A 16,216-nucleotide genomic window follows, 5' to 3' on the forward strand; every position below is an offset into this window, starting at 1 on the left:
TTCCGAACCATCGTCGAGGCGAACGCTCGGTGAAGAACCGCACCACGTCGACCGCACTCCGTGCTGCCGACACCACCTTTGTACCATTTCCCCGCTTCCCAGGGGTACAGCGGGGCGTCCGCTCCGCCCGATCAGCCCACTCCGCCCCGGCACACGGGACACGCCGAGACAGCTCAGCCCAGCTCAGCGACCTGAACTCCGCCACGGTCGACCGGCACTGGATGCACCTCGAAGCCGTCGCTGTCGACCGTCTCCGGCAGCGCACCGCCCCCCGGGAAGGTCAGCACCGTCGGGCCGGCCCCGGAAACGGCAGCAGGCACGCCTGCCTCTCGCAAAGCCTTGATCACCGCCACGCTCGCAGGCCACGCCCGCTCGCGGTAATCCTGGTGCAGCCGATCGGCCGTTGCCGCCAGCAGCACACCCGGGTCGCTGGTGAAAGCGTGCACGGCGAGCGCGGCTCGACCCGCGGCGAAAGCGGCGTCCCGGTGCGGCACCGCCTCGGGCAACAGGCCACGCGTCGTACGTGTCGCCGACTTCTCGGCCGGAACCAGCATCACAGGGGCCAGGTCGGGATGCGGCTCGAGTCGGCTCGCGTGGAACCGCTCCGCGTCGTTCCACGCGATGACGAAACCACCGAGCAAGCTCGCCGCGACGTTGTCGGCGTGCCCCTCGAACGAGGCGGCGAGGTTCAGCGCATCTTGCCGGACGGTCTCGTCCCGCACCGAAACACCGCTGAGCTCGCACCCCGCAGTGATGCCCGCGACGATCGCCGCGGCCGACGAGCCCAAGCCTCTCGAGTGCGGAATCCGGTTCGCGCACCGCACGCGCAGGGACGGCGGTTGCACCCCGAAGTGGCGCATCGTCCGGTGCAGGAGCTTCACGACAAGGTGCCGGTGGCCGGTGGCAACCTCGCCAGCACCCTCGCCGTCCACCTCGACCTGCACGTCACCAGTCGCCCCCGCGACGACCTCGACGGTGATCTCGTCGTAGCGCGCCAGCGACAGACCGAGCGCATCGAATCCGGACCCGAGGTTGGCCGTCGACGCGGGAACGGTCACGCGGAACGCGCGACTCACGCGAGCTCCAACGCGGAGGCCACGGCGTTCGGGTCCACCGGGAGCGGCTCGATCTCCACCATCCCTGCCAGCGCGGTGTCCGGGTCCTTGAGACCGTGGCCGGTGACCGTGCACACCACGACCTTGCCGGTGCCGAGCCTGCCGTCCGCGGAGGTGGCAAGCAAGCCTGCGACACTGGCGGCCGAACCGGGCTCGACGAACACTCCTTCCCGTGCGGCCAGCAAGCGGTACGCGCTGAGGATCTGCTCGTCCTCGACCGCGGAGAACAGCCCGCCGGAGGCATCCTTGGCCTCGATCGCACCGTGCCACGAGGCGGGATTGCCGACCCGGATCGCAGTGGCCACCGTCTCCGGTGAGAGTACCGGCTCGCCACGCACGAGCGGCGCGGCACCGGCCGCCTGGAAGCCGAAAAGCACCGGCCGCGAGTCGACGACCCCGTCCCGTGCGTATTCCTCGTAGCCCTTCCAGTAGGCGGTGATGTTGCCCGCGTTGCCCACCGGCATGCAATGCACGTCGGGTGCCCGCCCCAGGCCGTCACACACCTCGAACGCCGCGGTCTTCTGGCCCTCGATCCGCACCGCATTGACCGAGTTCACCAGTGTCACGGGGAATTCGGCGGAGGTCTTGCGGGCGAGTTCCAGACAGTCGTCGAAATTGCCCTGCACCTGCAGGATCCGGGCACCGTGGATGACCGCCTGTGCGAGCTTGCCGAGCGCGATCTTGCCCTGCGGCACCAGCACCGCCGACGTCATCCCCGCGCGCGTGGCGTAGGCAGAGGCCGAAGCGGAGGTGTTTCCCGTCGAGGCGCAGATGACGGCTTGACTCCCGGCGGCGCGGGCGTGCGTCATCGCGACCGCCATCCCCCGATCCTTGAAGGATCCGGTGGGGTTCGCGCCTTCGACCTTGAGGTGCACCTCGCAGCCGGTGAGTTCGGACAGGTGCGGGGCGTGTACCAGCGGTGTCCCTCCCTCCTGAAGGGACACCACGTGTGCTCCGTCGGGGACCGCGACCCGGTCGCGGTAGCCGAGGATCACACCCGGCCACCACGGCGTGGTCTGCACCGAGGACGTCACGACGACTCACCTTCCACTCGCATCACGCTCACGACGTCGCGCACCACGGACAACCGCGCAATCGCGTCCACTGTGGAACGCAGCGCGCTGTCCGGGGCGACGTGGGTGACGACGACGAGGCTCGCGTCCTCACCACGACCTTCCTGCCGCACCACGGAAATGCTCACGTCGTGCTCGTTGAACGTGGACGCGACCTGCGAGAGCACACCCGGTTTGTCCTCGACGTCCAGACTGATGTGGTAGCGCGTCGGCGTACTGCCCATGGACTGAACCGGCAGTTGCGCGTGCGCCGACTCCCGCGGCCCCTTGCCGGACTCGACCAGGTTCCGCGCGACCGCGACGAGATCGCCCAGCACCGCGCTCGCGGTGGGCGAGCCGCCGGCGCCCTGGCCGTAGAACATCAACTGGCCCGCGGACTCGGCCTCGACGAACACCGCGTTGAACGCACCGTTGACCCCGGCCAACGGATGCGACTTCGGGATCATCGCCGGGTGGACCCGCGCCGAGACCGCTTCGGTGCCGTCGTCGTCCACGACCCGCTCACAGATCGACAGCAACTTCACCGAGCGGTCCAACCCCTGTGCGGCGGCGATGTCGCCCGCGCTGACACCGGCGATGCCCTCCCGGTGCACGTCGGTCGCCGTGACCCGGGTATGGAACGCCAACGAGGCCAGGATCGCCGCCTTCGCGGCCGCGTCGAACCCGTCGACGTCGGCGGTGGGATCGGCCTCGGCATACCCGAGTTCACCGGCCTCCTCCAGCGCCTCCGAGTACGTGGAGCCGCTCGCGTCCATCGCCGAGAGGATGTAGTTCGTCGTGCCGTTGACGATGCCCATGACCCGATTGATCCGGTCACCGGCCAACGACTCGCGCAACGGTCGCAGCAGCGGAATCGCCCCCGCCACCGAGGCCTCGAAGTAGATGTCGACGCCGGACTCGTCCGCTGCGGCGAACAGCTCCGAGCCGTACTCGGCGAGCAGCGCCTTGTTCGCGGTCACCACCGACTTGCCGGAGCGCAGTGCCGCCAGCAGCAACGACCGAGCGGGCTCGATGCCACCGACGAGTTCGACGACGAGGTCGACGTCGCCCTCCACGAGAGCGTGCGCATCCGTGGTGATCAGGTGTTCGGGCACGTCCGGGTGTTTGTGCGGGCGGCGCACCGCCACGCCCGTCACCTCGACGGGCGCCCCGGTGCGCGCCGCGAACTCGGCCGGCCGCTCCCGCAGCAGGCGCAACACCTCGGTACCGACCGTGCCGCACCCCAACAGGGCGACGCGGACCGGCTCACGATCCTCGATCACTCACACCTCCAGCCGGAGCAGGTCGTCCTCGGTCTCCCTGCGCAGCAACACCCGTGACCGACCCCCGCGCACCGCGACGACCGCCGGCTTCGGCAGCCGGTTGTAGTTGCTGGCCATGACGTAGCAGTAGGCGCCGGTCGCTGCGACCGCGAGCAGGTCTCCCGGAGCAATGTCCTCCGGTAGCCAGCAGTCTCGCACCACGACGTCACCGGACTCACAATGTTTGCCCACGATGCGGGACAGCACCGGGGCGGCATCGGAACTGCGCGAGACCACTCGACAGTCGTAGACCGCATCGTAGAGCGAGGTCCTGATGTTGTCGCTCATGCCTCCGTCGATACTCACGTACCGCCGCGACACGCCGCCGTCGAGCTCGACGTCCTTGATCGTTCCCACTTCGTAGACGGTCACCGTACCCGGACCCGCGATCGCCCTGCCGGGCTCGACCGCGACCTTCGGCGGCAGGAAACCGGCAGCCTCGCACTCCTTGCGCACGATCTGATGCAGTCGGCGGGCCAGTTCCGGCACGGGAAGGGGGTCGTCCTCCGCGGTGTAGGCGATTCCCAGCCCGCCGCCGAGATCGATCGTGTCCACTTCGGACAACTCGTCGGCGCCGTGCTCGTCGCGCAACCGCGTCAGCAGGCCGACGACCCGGTGCGCGGCGAGCTCGAAGCCGTAGTCGTCGAAGATCTGCGAACCGATGTGACTGTGCAGGCCGACCAGCGACAACCCGGACGCCTTCACCACACGACGAGCGGCTTCCGCCGCACCGCCGGAGGTCAACGAGAAACCGAACTTCTGGTCCTCGTGCGCCGTCGCGATGAACTCGTGCGTGTGCGCCTCGACGCCGACCGTGACACGGATCATCACCGGCTGCCGCACTCCCCGCTCAGTGGCGACGTGGTCGAGCCGAGCGATCTCCTGATACGAGTCCAGCACCACCGAGCCGACACCTGCCTCGACCGCCTGGATCAGCTCCTCGACCGACTTGTTGTTGCCGTGAAAGGTGATCCGTTCCGGCGGAAACCCGCCGCGCAACGCGACGCGCAGCTCGCCACCGCTGCACACGTCGAGACTCAGCCCCTCTTCGGCGACCCACCGGGCCACTTCAGTGCAGAGGAACGCCTTCGAGGCGTAATGCACCGAGGACGGGTCGCCGAACGCTTCGGCGTACTCGGCGCAGCGCGACCGGAAATCGGCCTCGTCGAGCACGAACAGCGGTGTGCCGTACTCCTCGGCGAGATCACGCACGTCGCGACCGCCGACGCCGACGGCCCCGTCGTCCTCGCGTACGGCATTACGCGGCCACACGAGAGGATGCAGTCGGTCCAGTTCCTCCACTGTGGAAGGAGCTGAACCTGCGGTGTTTCCTGGCAGAACCACATCGGCGTGCCGCGGTCCTGCGGGATGGGCGCGCATTCCGTTGCGCCTCCTCGGTTGCGTCTACATCTGTTCGGGTGCGCTGACGCCGAGCAACTCCAGGCCGTTCGCCAGCACCTGCCTCGTCGCCTCGCACAACTGCAGGCGAGCGACCGTCAGCGGCGTCGCTCGATCGTCACCCGGTTGGATCACACGGCACGAGTCGTAAAACTTGTGATACGCACTCGCCACCTCCTCGAGATAGCGGGCAACGCGGTGCGGTTCGCGCAGCTGCGCCGCCGACGCCACCACCCGGGGGCACTCCCCGAGGGTGCGGATGAGGTCGCCTTCCCTGTCGTGGGTCAACACGGACAGGTCGGCGTCCTCCACCGATCCCCGCTCGATCCCGAGCGAGGCGGCATTGCGCTGCAACGACGACAACCGGGCGTGCGCGTACTGCACGTAGAAGACCGGATTCTCGTTGGTGCGCTTGCTGATCAGGTCGAGATCGATGTCGACGGCCTGGTCCACCGAGGACCGCGTGAGTGAGTACCGCGCTGCGTCGACACCCACCGCCTCGACCAGATCCTCCATCGTCACGACGGTTCCGGCACGCTTGCTCATCCGCACCGGCTCGCCGTCACGGACGAGGTTCACCATCTGCCCGATGAGCACTTCCACCACGGCCGGGTCGTCACCGAGAGCCGCTGCCGCGGCTTTCAGACGCGCGACATAACCGTGATGATCGGCGCCGAGCATGTACAGGCACAGGTCGAACCCGCGTAGCCGTTTGTCCCGCAGATAGGCGACGTCACCGGCGATGTAGGCGGGGGCGCCGTCGCTCTTGATGAGCACCCGGTCCTTGTCGTCGCCCTGGTCCGTCGACCGCAGCCACCACGCGTTCTCGGCGAAGTACAGGTTGCCCGAGTCCTTCAGGTCCGCGACCGCCGTGGCGACGGCACCGCTCTCGTGCAGCGAGTTCTCGTGGAAGAAGACGTCGAAGTCGGTGCCGAACTCGTGCAGGCTCTTCTTGATCTCGTCGAACATCAAGTTGACGCCGACCTCGCGGAAACGCTCGTGCCGTGCGTCGACCGGGAGGTCCAGAACGCCCGGCTCGACCTCGAGTACGGCAGAGGCGATGTCGGCGACGTACGCACCGCCGTAACCGTCCTCCGGTGGCGGCTCCCCCAGCGCCGCGGCGATCAACGAGTGCACGAAGCGGTCGATCTGGGCACCGTGGTCGTTGAAGTAGTACTCGCGCGTGACCTCCGCGCCCTGCGCCTGAAGAACCCGCCCGAGCGCGTCCCCGGCGGCCGCCCACCGCGCGCCGCCGAGATGCATCGGCCCGGTCGGGTTCGCGGAGACGAACTCGAGGTTGACGGTGAGGCCTGCGTAAGCGTCACCGCGGCCGTAATCGGCTCCGCCCACGAGGACGTCGCGAATAATCGCGCCCTGCGCGTCGGCGGCGATCCGCAGGTTGAGGAAACCCGGCCCGGCGACGTCCACGGAGGCGATCGACCCGTACGCCGTCAACTCCTCGGCCAGCCAGCCTGCGAACTCACGCGGCACCACACCGGCCTTCTTCGCGACCTGCATCGCCAGGTTCGTCGCGTAATCGCCGTGCTCGGGATTGCGCGGGCGCTCCACCGTCACCGACTCGGGCAGCACAGAGGTGTCGAGCCCTCTGGCGGACATCACCTCGACGGCGGCGGAACGAATCAGGTCAGCAAGCGCGGCAGGGGTCACCCGAAGCAGTCTAAGGACCCGTCGTCGCTGTTCAGCGAACGGGTCGCCCCCATCCGGCGGGAGGGTGACAGGAAGGGAACTTTCCTGTCACCGGTGACAGAAAAGTTCCCTTCCTGTCACAGGTGACCCCCGCTTCACGTTCGACCAGTAGAGTGCCGCCAGACCGTGAAACGGAGTGTGTTTCGACACACGGAGGCCCGCGAGCGTCCCTCTCCGCGCTGGAGGGCCCCGACCGGCGGGCGACCGGCGAGGCAAGGATTCAGCAGCATGGCGAGCAGCAAGAAGAAGAGGAAATCCGGCGGCAGTCGATCGCCGGTCGTCCAGCAGAGGTCCGTCCCCTGGGTCATGATCGGCGCCGTCACGGTGGTACTCCTGCTCGCCGCAGGCGTGTTCGGCTACGTCTACGTCCAGTACCTGGGGCGGCAAGACGTACTTGCGTTCACCCCGTCGCAGGAGAACCCGGACCCGTCGAAAGACATCCCCGGTGTCGAGACCGCCCAGTACGAGGCACAGCAGCACGTCTCCCCTGACCAGCGCGTCGCCTACGACCAGACTCCACCGTTCGGGGGGCCGCACGACGGCATCTGGGCCGACTGCACCGGCCAGGTGTACGACACGCCCGTGCGCAACGAGAACCTCGTCCACTCACTCGAACACGGTGCGGTGTGGATCGCCTACAACCCGGACAAGGTGCAGGGTGCTGATCGTGCTTCGCTCGCCGAGCGGGTCGAGGGCGAGCCGTACACCATGATGTCGCCCTATCCCGGCATGGAGAGTCCGATCTCCCTGCAGTCCTGGGGTCACCGACTGCAGGTCGACAACGCCGACGACAAGCGGATCGACCAGTTCATCACCGCCCTGCGGCAGAACAACAACGGCGTGTACCCGGAGATCGGCGGCGCATGCCAGGCCTACCCGGGCGCGTTCGACCCGGCCGACCCGCCGCCCTTGGACACCTCCCCGCCACCACCGAACGCGGTCACGATGGACGGCCGAGGAGCACAGACCGCGCCTGCGGGCGGCATGGGTGGCTGAACCCGACGGGGACGGGACGTTGCACGTGATGAACGACTCCGACAACGATCGCAGGCCTGCGTGGGCCCGCGTGCTCGTCGCCGTGGGCGCCGGACTGTCCCTGCTCCTCGTCGGAGCCACTCTCGGCTTGTTACTCAAGATCCCCTCGACCGGTACCGAGCCCGAGCCCACACCCGTCGACATCGGCTTCGCCCAGGACATGACCCACCACCACCAGCAAGCCGTCACGATGGCGACGCTAGCCCGCCAGCACGGCAACGACCAGGCGGTCCGGCAGCTCGCGTTCGACATCGAAACGAACCAACGCAACCAGATCGGACGGATGCAGGGCTGGCTCAGCGTGTGGGGGCGGCCTGCGCAGGCCCCGGGGCCACCGATGCGATGGATGCACGGTGCTACCGACGGCCATGACGGCCACGGTGGCTCCGGCGAGGGGGCGATGGTCGGGCCCGACGGGCGCATGCCCGGAATGGCGACGAGCGACGAATTGGCAGAACTGCGGTCGCTTCGCGGCCAAGCGTTCGACGTCAGATTCCTGCAACTGATGCTGCGGCATCACGAGGGCGGTGCGGGAATGGCCCGCAGTGGCGCCGAGCAGGCGGCTGTTCCCGCCGTCCGAGGGCTCGCGACCAACATGCTCACGGCCCAGGCCAAAGAGAGCGACGTGATGCGAGGGATGCTTTCCGCCCGGAACACCCCACCCCTACCCCTCAACTGAGCGCTCCCAGCCGCAGTGACAGGAAGGGAACTTTCCACGCAACGACGGCCGTGCCCACACCCACGCGTGGTCCGCGGATCGTCGAGGGAGCAGCACGGGGACCTCAGCAGCCCTGATGTTCGACAACGCCGCGACGGTCATAGAGCCGGGGCATTAGGACATCATTTGTCTCAATAATGCAGGACTTTGTATTTCACCTTCTCAATTCAGCGCACTAGGGTTCCGCAAATCTCGGGTTCAGACATGGTCTGAACACTCTTTGACGCAGAAACCTTGAGGCCAGTGCGATGAGTGAGCCACAGCCAGAAGGCCCGGACTGCACGCGGCCAACGGCCGCAGGTCCCGGAACGACGGACACCCTCGCCACAGAGCAGACCCATACCGAAAGCGGCGATGCCCTCGACTCAGGCGGGAAGCGCACCCGGTGGCTCCTGGCCTTGGGGCCGACAGCCGGTTTGGTCCTCGCCCTGCTCCTACCGTCGTCATTGTCGTTCGAGGGGCGTGCGGTGGCCGGCTGCGCCCTGTGGATGGCGATCTGGTGGATGACCGAAGCCGCACCCATCCCAGTGACCTCGCTGCTGCCCCTGGTGCTGTTCCCGTTGTTCGACATGGGAAGCATGGAAGACGTCGCGGCTCCCTACGCGAGCTCGGTCGTGTTCCTCGTAATGGGCGGCGTCATCCTGGGTCTGGCCACCGAGAAGGCCAACCTACATCTGCGCGTGGCATTGCTGACCATCCGGACCGTCGGTACCCGGCCCGCACAGATCGTTTTCGGCTTGATGGCCGCTTCCGCCTTCATCTCCGCGTGGGTCTCCAACACAGCGACCGCGGTCATCATGGTGCCGATCGCCGTGTCTGTCCTGCACCTGGTGCGCTCCGTGGACGAACGGGCCGCCGGGAGCAAGTTCGCCGCGTCCATGCTGCTCGGCGTCGCCTACGGCGTGACCATCGGTTCCACCGCCACCCTCATCGGCCAACCACCGATGGCCCTCATGAAGGCCTATTTGCGCGAGACACACGGCTTCGACCTGCAGTTCGGCCACTGGATGCTCGTAGGCGTGCCGTGGGCGATCTTCCTGCTGTTCGTGGCCTGGCTCGTGCTGACCAAGCTGGTGTTCCGCGCCGAAGTGAAGGAGATCCCCGGCGGAGCCGACATGATCCGGGCCGAACTCGCCAAGCTCGGGCGCATGACCACCCCAGAACGCCGGGTGGGCATCATCTTCCTGCTCGCGATCCTTTTCTGGGTCGTCGTGCCCTTCATCGCCGACCTTCCGGCCGTGGCAGAGCCCCTTCCGTTCCTCGGCAGCATCTCGGACACTCAGGTCGCCATGGCCGCCGCCATCGCCTGCTTCCTGGTGCCTGCCGAGAAGCGGTCCGTGCACGGTCATGGCACCCCGCTGCTGCGCTGGTCCGCAGCCAAGGAGATCCCGTGGGGCCTGTTGCTGCTGTTCGGCGGGGGCCTGTCCCTGTCGGCGATGTTCACGGCCACCGGTTTCAGCGAGTGGCTGGGTGGACAAGTCAGCGGACTCGTCGGCGTCCCGTCGTGGCTCGTGCTTCTCGTCGTGATCGTCGTGAGCCTCGCGCTGACGGAGCTGACGTCGAACACCGCTACCGCAGCCGCCTTCTTCCCGATCTTCGGTTCCGTGGCAGTGGGACTGGGCATGGACCCACTGTTCATGACCATCGCCGTCACACTCGCCGTGTGCTCGGCCTTCATGCTGCCGGTGGCGACCCCGTCGAACGCCGTGGCTTTCGGCTCGGGCGAGGTCTCCATCAAACAGATGGCCCGGGCAGGTGTCTGGCTCAACGCCCTCTCGCTGGTACTGGTCATGGTCGTGATGTACACGTTCGTGCCGCTGGTGTTCGCTTCCGGCTTCTAAAGCCAACGAGTGACAGCGTCCGGAGGCTGGCACGTAAGTCGCCTGTGTGCCAACGCACACATCGTGAGACGGCAGCAAACCGCCCCGGCAACATCTTGCCCAGCCAGGTGAGGTTGCTCGATCGGAACTGCTGACCGTTGCTCAGCCGGGATCTCACTTGGACGCCGCGGGTCGGCCTCTGTTGTACCGGATTTGTGTCGGCAAGCCAGTAGGTCCCACGATCCAGGTGTGGGTGAGCACTAGGAGCGCATGCTCCGCAACGAGTGGTACCTCGACGAGCCCGACCTCGTCCACGACCGACGACGCTGCTGGCGGTTACTCGACCTGTTCAACGACACCCGCGCCGACGACGACGCCGAACGCCAGAACACCCTGCACCAGCTCGTCGGCAACGTCGGCGACGACGTGGTCGTCATGCCTCGATACCACGGCAGCTACGGAACCCGACCGCACTCGGAAACCGTAGTTTCATCAATCACGACGCCTTGTTCATGGACGACGCCACAATCACGATCAGCGATGACGTCCGGATCGGCCCGCGCAACCAGCTCCTGACCGCTCAACATCCCGTGGAGGACCATGCCCGTCGGCAGGAGGGTTGGGGAATGCGCACTTCCGACCAGCATCGGGAGCCACACATGGCTCGGCGCGGGTGTGATCGTCTACCCCGGAGTGACGATCGGTGAGAACACCGTGATCGGGGCGGGCAGCGTCGTCACTCGCGACGTGCCCGATCCGGTGGGGTTCCACTCACAACTGTCGCGAGGTGGGCGGGGCACTCCGTGTCCGTCCCCCTCGACATCTACGCCCCCTGCTTCTACGGCCACGACGTCCTCGCCCGGAAGTAAGTGGAGGCAGCAGTCGGAGCGAGCTGATCTTTGCACGTGAATTGCACGTAACCAGCGGCCTGTAGCGGCACCGATCGAGCGACAGTGAGACGGGCAGCAAATCGCCCCTGCCAGCGTCTTGCTGCTCAGGGGCGATTTTCGGCTGGCCAGATTGGGCGCCCTCGGCAGGACTCGAACCTGCGACACCTGCCTCCGGAGGGCATTCCAAGCAGCTCCCCCACCTGCGTCTACGCCGAAGTTCCGCTGGTGACCGCCCCACATGGAAGTGGGCAGTTGTCGTTGTTGTCGGTCAGTTGGCGCCCGCATGTGCCCCAGATGTGCCCCATGTCTGTGATGGCGAAGCAGTCACGACGAGACCTGCACCGCGTCGCTCGCCAGCGGAGGGGTGTGCCTCCATCCCGTCGACCTGGCGTAGCCCGATCACGTCGTGGGGAGGGTGCAACCGACGAGTGTGACCGTAGCCGATGGTGCCAGGCTTGCGCCCTCCCCACGGCGTGATAGCCCTCTGGGAGGTCGTCGGGATGGAGGCTTCCCCGGAACCACCCACCTGACCGCATCGCCCCCCGCGGTCCCCCGCCATCCTGTTGGCCTGCCCGTCCGGCGAGGACACCCTCGTTGCGGTGATCCGGCTCGTCGGGTGCGCGTGTGAAGCGATGGTTACTCATCTAGCGGCCCCTGCGTGGTTCCCGGCCGCCTGCTTTCCGCTCCGTGGCCGGGCGCGCCGGCGGGACCGGCCGCCAGGCCGCATGCCCGCCGGCGCTTGCCCGGCCACACGAAACAGCAGGCAGGCGGCCCCGCAGGGGCCGCCCTTGATGAAGTAAGGAAACTCTGAACACACGCACTCTGAGACGACCCTGCGACACACTCTGAGGCGCGTTGATCCGTTCCGGTAGCAGTGCAACGAGCTGGTGCCCGTTGTCCGGAGTCGCAGATACGGTGCGGGCATGACGACGTACTCGTGGGCTTTCGGACTGGCTCAGAGCAAGCTTGCAGATGTGTTGCCCCGACGCTGGGCTCACGTTCAGGGTGTTGCACGGCAGGCGCGGGAGCTTCGGAGTATCGCGGGAGATCAAGCGGAACTGCTCGAAACGGCGGCTGTGCTTCACGACATTGGCTACGCCCCCGACATCGCCGTGACAGGGTTTCATCCGCTGGATGGTGCGGTCTTTCTTGGGGACGCTGGTGCGTCTGACCGTCTGGTGCACCTAGTCGCGCACCACTCCTACGCGGCGCTTGAGGCTGACTTGCGTGGGTTGTCGCAGCAACTGAAGAACTACGACGACGAGGGCGGCCTACTCCGCGATGCGCTGTGGTACTGCGATCTGAGTACGACTCCACATGGCCAGAAGGTCGACGCTCGTGCGCGCATAGCGGAGATCCAAGATCGATACGGGCCTGATCATTTAGTGACCGAGTTCATCACCAAGGCTTCGCCCGAGTTGCTTGCGGCAGTGGACAGGACCCAGGTTCGTTTAGATGCGTGCGAGGCACTCAGCTGAGGTAGGGGTGGTGCCGGTCCTGTAGTCCGTGCTCGACTCGGAGCCGCATGGACGGGTGGATCGTAAGTGACTCGATCTCGGGTGGCGGCACCCAGTGGACTCTGCGGGACTCGTAGCTAGTCCGCAGCTCTCCTCCGGTAGGTCGTCCCCGGAGAAGAATCGAGAACTCCTGCCGTACCTCGCCGTCGTCATAGGCTATGACGTGATGGGGGTCGGAGTAGATGCCGATGACCTCGTTGATCGCGACGTCGATTCCAGTTTCTTCGCGGACCTCGCGTATCGCGGCCTCGCGGGTGGTCTCACCGACATCTTGCGCCCCACCAGGTATTGCCCAGTAGCCGTTATCGGTGCGTTCGATCATAAGCAGCCGTCCAGACTCATCCTGGATGAACACAGCGACCGCGACCGCGAGGCTGTTCGCGCGCGGTGCCTCCGGGTCCCTGTAGTAGTCCTTCTTCGGCATGGTTCCTGCTTACCACGTGTGCTGGCTTGCGCCTGCCCATACGGAGTCGAAGCTGTCGTCGTACGTCGTGAACAGGTCGCCAGCGGACAAGCGTCGGAGGTGGAGTGCCGGTGCGTGCGCAGCGATCTTCCCGAACACATGTGGGTTGACGATCATCTCGTCATCGAATCGGTAGATCGAGTTGTAGAGCACCGTGCCGTGTGTTCGTACTTCGATGCCGGGCACGTCGGCTAGTGGGGTAAAGAACGCTAGCGCGTGATCAATCTTGGCTGAGATCGTGGCGCGCCCGATGGCCTCGTCCAGACTGCGCTGGACGACAGCGTCACTGTCCCTGTCTCCAAGAAGGAGACGGATTCGTGTTCCGTTCTGTGCCTTCTCCTTCAGGGTCGCAAGCAAGTTCGGCTTCTCAGTCATGAACATGCCTACATAGACGAGCATGTCGACGTAGGTCGTGGCTTGAGCCAGTAGGCGGTCCCAGAGATCAGTGGGTACGGCGCTGCGGTGAGGGTAGACCTTGACGATCTCGGATTCGCTGACTGTCTCGACTGTCGCTTCTGCGACCGAGTTGGGCCATAGGTAGCGCACGCTCTCGCCGAGCTTCGCTGCGATGGCGTGGCGATACCGGAGGTAGGGCTGTCGCCCTTTCGTGACCCATCGCTCCACTGTCTTGGGATCAACTTCAAGCTCGGCAGCTAACTCCGCAGGCGTGATGCCCTTGCCGACCAGTGCATCACGCAACCTCTCGTTGGTGGTCAACTCGGGCTCCCTCCCGGACGACTGGGGACGTCCATGTTGACACCAGGACGTCCTTAGCCGTCCCGGTACGCGGTGAACTCGTCCTCGAAATCAGAGGAATCTGAGGGCATGGCAAGGAACGAGCGAGATCAACGCTTCTCGATGGCTTCGACGCGGGCCACAAGGTCGGCGACGGTGGTCTGGAGTCGAGCAACGATCTCGTGCAGGTCGGATGACGGGGCTGCGTCAGCTACACCGTTGACGAACACGCCAACGGAGGGCGTTGACGTCAGCCAGCCTTCGTCTTGCAGAACACCAAGGGCCTTTTGTGCGGTGCCGAGTGCGACGTCGTACTGGTCGGCCACTCCCCGGTTGCCGGGCAGCCGATCACCAGGGGAGAGGACACCGGTTCGGATGTCGCTCTTGATGGCCTCTGCGACGCGTTGGTACGCGGCGAGCCCCGGGGCTTCTCGTTCCATGCCGATCAGTGTAGGGCAACTGACCCACTCTGACATAGATCACCCGTTCGGAGCATGGGCAACTGACTTAGTCTGACCTAGACTGATATATATCGACAGCAACAACGAGCACGGAGGCGAAGAACGATGGCTGAGACGTTGCGGAACATCCCGGTGGAGCTGAGTGGCCACAAGCTGCTGGTCTCGGAACCGCCCGTGGCGAAGACGCGGGAGACCGAGAGCGGAGCGACGGAGGTGGTCACGAACCCGGCGGATGGGTCCACGTTGTTCGTGGTGCTGCTGTTCGCGAAGCCGCGCCCTCGGGACGGCCGGTCTGGCGGCAAGGGTGCCGAGATCAAGGTGACCTTGGAGACCGACCCGGGCGACGAGATCGATGAGGGCACGCGGATCGAGTTGATCAACCCTCGGGTCTCGCACTGGGAAAACGAACTCGGCGGCCGGACCATGTCGGGCCTGTCGTGGCGCGCCACGGGATTGAAGCCCGCCGCGTAAGAAGATCCGCCGAACTCTCGGCGGCCGACCGATTCTTTTTCAGCCCTTCGGGCTGGTTGTTCTTTGATGAATTCCATAGTGGACCGAGCTATGCCTTTTTCCGGCACACCAGCGTGTGTCGGGGGAAGTCATGTTGGCCCCCGGCGCCGTGTGTTCCGGGGGCCTTCATGGCATCCAGTCCGACAAGGGAGTGATTCCTGATGATGGCAAGTGAGAAGCGTATGGCTCTGGCCAAGATCGAGGCGGGTCTCGCTGCGTTGGAGCGTATGCGGGACGAGTTGCCGACCGGTGGGGATCTGAAGTCCTCCGGCGCGGCCTTCTCGCGGGAACTCTACGAGATCAACGCCATGGCGCTGGAACTGGACTCACGAGCCGGATCGCTGCGGCTGGCACTGAAATACGACTCAGAGGACCTACTCACGCCACCCGTGCGCTGAGCCTCTGAGACCACAAAAGGAAGGGAGATTCGGTAATGGAGAAGGTCACGCAGGGGCCGGTGGGTGTGCGGCGGTCGCGGTTTTGGTATTGCGCGGCGTGCTCGCTGGGCGGGTCGTATGTGCACAGTTTCGATGAGTTCTGCGAGTGGGGTGGTCATACATGAGTGAGCGAGGCCAGGTGTGGCGGTGCCGCGTCCGAACGCGCGAGGTGTTGTCCCGGGTCGCGGGGGCCCGTGAAGACGCCGAGAAGCTGTCGCGGGTACTGGATGAGGACTCCCCCTCCGCGACACGGAACATTCCGTTCATCGTCGCGGCGCTGTTGGACGCGGAATCCCGTCTGGAGGACACGGCTGAGGAACTGGAGGCGTTGTGATGAGCACGCGGAACGGGTTTCACGGGTCCGGCTGCCTCGGCGGTGGCCGATGAGCACACGCGACAGGACCGATCGCAGACGTGAGGGGGTGAGTGGTGATGGGCGGGCATGACTGCACGGCGTTCTTTTACGTCGGCCCGGATGGGATGGCGCACTGCCAGCAGTGTTCGAACACCTGGCGCGTGAACTAACCACACACAACACGCAACGGAAGGGAGTGATCGGTGGTGCAGGTGCAGGCGGCGAATCGGCACGCGATCCGCAAGTACGAGGAATTCTGCAAGGCGCTGGACATGGTGCGGCAGGCGTTGGATGAGGCGCAGCCGTTGATCAAAACCATCAACGGCAAGGCCACGGGCCGGATGGACGGGTGGAAGATCCCCTCGCGGCAGCAGGTCGAAAAGACCTACGGCAAGGCGCGGACCGAGTTGGACGCGCTGAACCAGGCGGCGAAGAAGTACGAGAAGGAACTGATCTCACGCGGATGGAGGGTCTAGGAATGGGGCACTTTCAAACAACGAACGCGGTCGAGGACATCGACAAGGCCATGTCCGAGCTGCGCCGGTCGATGCGCGGGTTGCAGATCCGCACCGCCGGGTTCAAACGCGATCACGACGAACTGGCGCGGGCGGTCTCGGCGTTCACCGTCGATCTCACCGACGCCACCCCGAAAAACGACTAACCACACAGAGCAGACCGACA

19 protein-coding genes are annotated in these 16,216 nt (G+C 66.0%); 11 read left to right on the plus strand and 8 right to left on the minus strand.

Going from position 1 to position 16,216, the window contains the following annotated elements; translation table 11 throughout:
- Positions 1 to 173: 173 nt before the first annotated feature.
- Genes thrB through argS form a run of 5 tightly spaced genes read right to left on the minus strand, consistent with a single transcriptional unit; the run spans position 174 to position 6,555 of the window.
- Positions 174 to 1,076, minus strand: a complete 903-nt coding sequence (gene thrB, locus GIY23_RS18160; protein ID WP_228717371.1) for a homoserine kinase — start codon at positions 1,074 to 1,076, stop codon at positions 174 to 176.
- Entirely contained in the window at positions 1,073 to 2,149 is a 1,077-nt protein-coding gene (gene thrC, locus GIY23_RS18165) for a threonine synthase (RefSeq protein ID WP_154077766.1), read from the minus strand. The genes thrB and thrC overlap by 4 nt, the downstream gene beginning before the upstream one ends.
- Positions 2,146 to 3,450 carry a homoserine dehydrogenase gene (locus GIY23_RS18170; protein ID WP_154077767.1) on the minus strand — a complete coding sequence of 435 codons (1,305 nt, stop codon included), beginning with the start codon at positions 3,448 to 3,450 and terminating at the stop codon, positions 2,146 to 2,148. The genes thrC and GIY23_RS18170 overlap by 4 nt, the downstream gene beginning before the upstream one ends.
- On the minus strand, positions 3,451 to 4,869 hold the full coding sequence (gene lysA / locus GIY23_RS18175) for a diaminopimelate decarboxylase (RefSeq protein WP_154077768.1): 1,419 nt from the start codon (positions 4,867 to 4,869) through the stop codon (positions 3,451 to 3,453). It abuts the gene before it with no gap.
- Between the two features lie 24 nt (positions 4,870 to 4,893).
- Complete coding sequence (gene argS / locus GIY23_RS18180) at positions 4,894 to 6,555, minus strand: arginine--tRNA ligase (RefSeq protein WP_154077769.1); 1,662 nt, start codon at positions 6,553 to 6,555, stop codon at positions 4,894 to 4,896.
- A 267-nt stretch (positions 6,556 to 6,822) separates the two neighbouring features.
- Here argS and GIY23_RS18185 point away from each other — a divergent pair, with 267 nt between their 5' ends.
- The 6 genes from GIY23_RS18185 (at position 6,823) to GIY23_RS18205 (ending at position 12,535) form a co-directional block, all read left to right on the plus strand.
- A complete protein-coding gene (locus tag GIY23_RS18185) occupies positions 6,823 to 7,590 on the plus strand; it encodes a DUF3105 domain-containing protein (protein WP_154077770.1) in 768 nt (255 codons plus the stop codon).
- Positions 7,583 to 8,308 (plus strand): DUF305 domain-containing protein, encoded by a 726-nt coding sequence (locus GIY23_RS18190; RefSeq protein ID WP_228717372.1) that lies wholly within the window; start codon positions 7,583 to 7,585, stop codon positions 8,306 to 8,308. The genes GIY23_RS18185 and GIY23_RS18190 overlap by 8 nt, the downstream gene beginning before the upstream one ends.
- A gap of 287 nt (positions 8,309 to 8,595) precedes the next feature.
- The gene (locus GIY23_RS18195) at positions 8,596 to 10,188 is read left to right on the plus strand and encodes an SLC13 family permease (RefSeq protein WP_187351930.1); all 1,593 of its coding nucleotides are present in this window, start codon (positions 8,596 to 8,598) and stop codon (positions 10,186 to 10,188) included.
- A 249-nt stretch (positions 10,189 to 10,437) separates the two neighbouring features.
- The gene (locus GIY23_RS23105) at positions 10,438 to 10,743 is read left to right on the plus strand and encodes a maltose acetyltransferase domain-containing protein (protein WP_228717373.1); all 306 of its coding nucleotides are present in this window, start codon (positions 10,438 to 10,440) and stop codon (positions 10,741 to 10,743) included.
- Positions 10,744 to 10,767: 24 nt separating this feature from the next.
- Positions 10,768 to 11,076 carry a DapH/DapD/GlmU-related protein gene (locus GIY23_RS23110; protein WP_228717374.1) on the plus strand — a complete coding sequence of 103 codons (309 nt, stop codon included), beginning with the start codon at positions 10,768 to 10,770 and terminating at the stop codon, positions 11,074 to 11,076.
- Positions 11,077 to 11,980: 904 nt separating this feature from the next.
- Positions 11,981 to 12,535 carry an HD domain-containing protein gene (locus GIY23_RS18205; RefSeq protein WP_154077771.1) on the plus strand — a complete coding sequence of 185 codons (555 nt, stop codon included), beginning with the start codon at positions 11,981 to 11,983 and terminating at the stop codon, positions 12,533 to 12,535.
- Here the strand turns inward: GIY23_RS18205 and GIY23_RS18210 are convergent.
- The 3 genes from GIY23_RS18210 to GIY23_RS18220 form a co-directional block, all read right to left on the minus strand.
- Positions 12,528 to 12,998 (minus strand): NUDIX hydrolase, encoded by a 471-nt coding sequence (locus GIY23_RS18210; RefSeq protein ID WP_154077772.1) that lies wholly within the window; start codon positions 12,996 to 12,998, stop codon positions 12,528 to 12,530. The genes GIY23_RS18205 and GIY23_RS18210 overlap by 8 nt on opposite strands.
- A 9-nt stretch (positions 12,999 to 13,007) precedes the next feature.
- Positions 13,008 to 13,754 carry a helix-turn-helix transcriptional regulator gene (locus tag GIY23_RS18215; protein ID WP_154077773.1) on the minus strand — a complete coding sequence of 249 codons (747 nt, stop codon included), beginning with the start codon at positions 13,752 to 13,754 and terminating at the stop codon, positions 13,008 to 13,010.
- A 128-nt stretch (positions 13,755 to 13,882) separates the two neighbouring features.
- Complete coding sequence (locus tag GIY23_RS18220) at positions 13,883 to 14,212, minus strand: GntR family transcriptional regulator (protein ID WP_154077774.1); 330 nt, start codon at positions 14,210 to 14,212, stop codon at positions 13,883 to 13,885.
- A gap of 126 nt (positions 14,213 to 14,338) precedes the next feature.
- Between GIY23_RS18220 and GIY23_RS18225 the strand changes: the two genes are divergently transcribed.
- The 5 genes from GIY23_RS18225 to GIY23_RS18245 all read left to right on the plus strand — a co-directional run bounded on the left by GIY23_RS18225 (position 14,339) and on the right by GIY23_RS18245 (position 16,196).
- Entirely contained in the window at positions 14,339 to 14,704 is a 366-nt protein-coding gene (locus GIY23_RS18225; RefSeq protein ID WP_154077775.1) for a hypothetical protein, read from the plus strand.
- A 200-nt stretch (positions 14,705 to 14,904) separates the two neighbouring features.
- The gene (locus GIY23_RS18230; RefSeq protein WP_154077776.1) at positions 14,905 to 15,141 is read left to right on the plus strand and encodes a hypothetical protein; all 237 of its coding nucleotides are present in this window, start codon (positions 14,905 to 14,907) and stop codon (positions 15,139 to 15,141) included.
- A gap of 160 nt (positions 15,142 to 15,301) precedes the next feature.
- On the plus strand, positions 15,302 to 15,514 hold the full coding sequence (locus GIY23_RS18235; protein WP_154077777.1) for a hypothetical protein: 213 nt from the start codon (positions 15,302 to 15,304) through the stop codon (positions 15,512 to 15,514).
- Between the two features lie 224 nt (positions 15,515 to 15,738).
- Positions 15,739 to 16,011 carry a hypothetical protein gene (locus GIY23_RS18240; RefSeq protein ID WP_154077778.1) on the plus strand — a complete coding sequence of 91 codons (273 nt, stop codon included), beginning with the start codon at positions 15,739 to 15,741 and terminating at the stop codon, positions 16,009 to 16,011.
- A gap of 2 nt (positions 16,012 to 16,013) precedes the next feature.
- Entirely contained in the window at positions 16,014 to 16,196 is a 183-nt protein-coding gene (locus GIY23_RS18245) for a hypothetical protein (RefSeq protein ID WP_154077779.1), read from the plus strand.
- Positions 16,197 to 16,216 lie beyond the last annotated feature (20 nt).

The organism is Allosaccharopolyspora coralli, from assembly GCF_009664835.1.
In the GTDB taxonomy this organism is placed as follows: Bacteria; Actinomycetota; Actinomycetes; order Mycobacteriales; family Pseudonocardiaceae; genus Allosaccharopolyspora; species Allosaccharopolyspora coralli.

Bases quoted from the DNA above. Each gene is read 5' to 3' on its own strand.
- GIY23_RS18220 (WP_154077774.1), bottom strand. From the start codon at position 14,212: ATGGAACGAGAAGCCCCGGGGCTCGCCGCGTACCAACGCGTCGCAGAG.
- GIY23_RS18230 (WP_154077776.1), top strand. From the start codon at position 14,905: ATGATGGCAAGTGAGAAGCGTATGGCTCTGGCCAAGATCGAGGCGGGT.
- GIY23_RS18210 (WP_154077772.1), bottom strand. From the start codon at position 12,998: ATGCCGAAGAAGGACTACTACAGGGACCCGGAGGCACCGCGCGCGAAC.
- lysA (WP_154077768.1), bottom strand. From the start codon at position 4,869: ATGCGCGCCCATCCCGCAGGACCGCGGCACGCCGATGTGGTTCTGCCA.
- GIY23_RS23110 (WP_228717374.1), top strand. From the start codon at position 10,768: ATGCCCGTCGGCAGGAGGGTTGGGGAATGCGCACTTCCGACCAGCATC.
- GIY23_RS18195 (WP_187351930.1), top strand. From the start codon at position 8,596: ATGAGTGAGCCACAGCCAGAAGGCCCGGACTGCACGCGGCCAACGGCC.
- GIY23_RS18205 (WP_154077771.1), top strand. From the start codon at position 11,981: ATGACGACGTACTCGTGGGCTTTCGGACTGGCTCAGAGCAAGCTTGCA.
- GIY23_RS18235 (WP_154077777.1), top strand. From the start codon at position 15,302: ATGAGTGAGCGAGGCCAGGTGTGGCGGTGCCGCGTCCGAACGCGCGAG.
- GIY23_RS18245 (WP_154077779.1), top strand. From the start codon at position 16,014: ATGGGGCACTTTCAAACAACGAACGCGGTCGAGGACATCGACAAGGCC.
- GIY23_RS18225 (WP_154077775.1), top strand. From the start codon at position 14,339: ATGGCTGAGACGTTGCGGAACATCCCGGTGGAGCTGAGTGGCCACAAG.
- GIY23_RS18185 (WP_154077770.1), top strand. From the start codon at position 6,823: ATGGCGAGCAGCAAGAAGAAGAGGAAATCCGGCGGCAGTCGATCGCCG.
- GIY23_RS23105 (WP_228717373.1), top strand. From the start codon at position 10,438: ATGCTCCGCAACGAGTGGTACCTCGACGAGCCCGACCTCGTCCACGAC.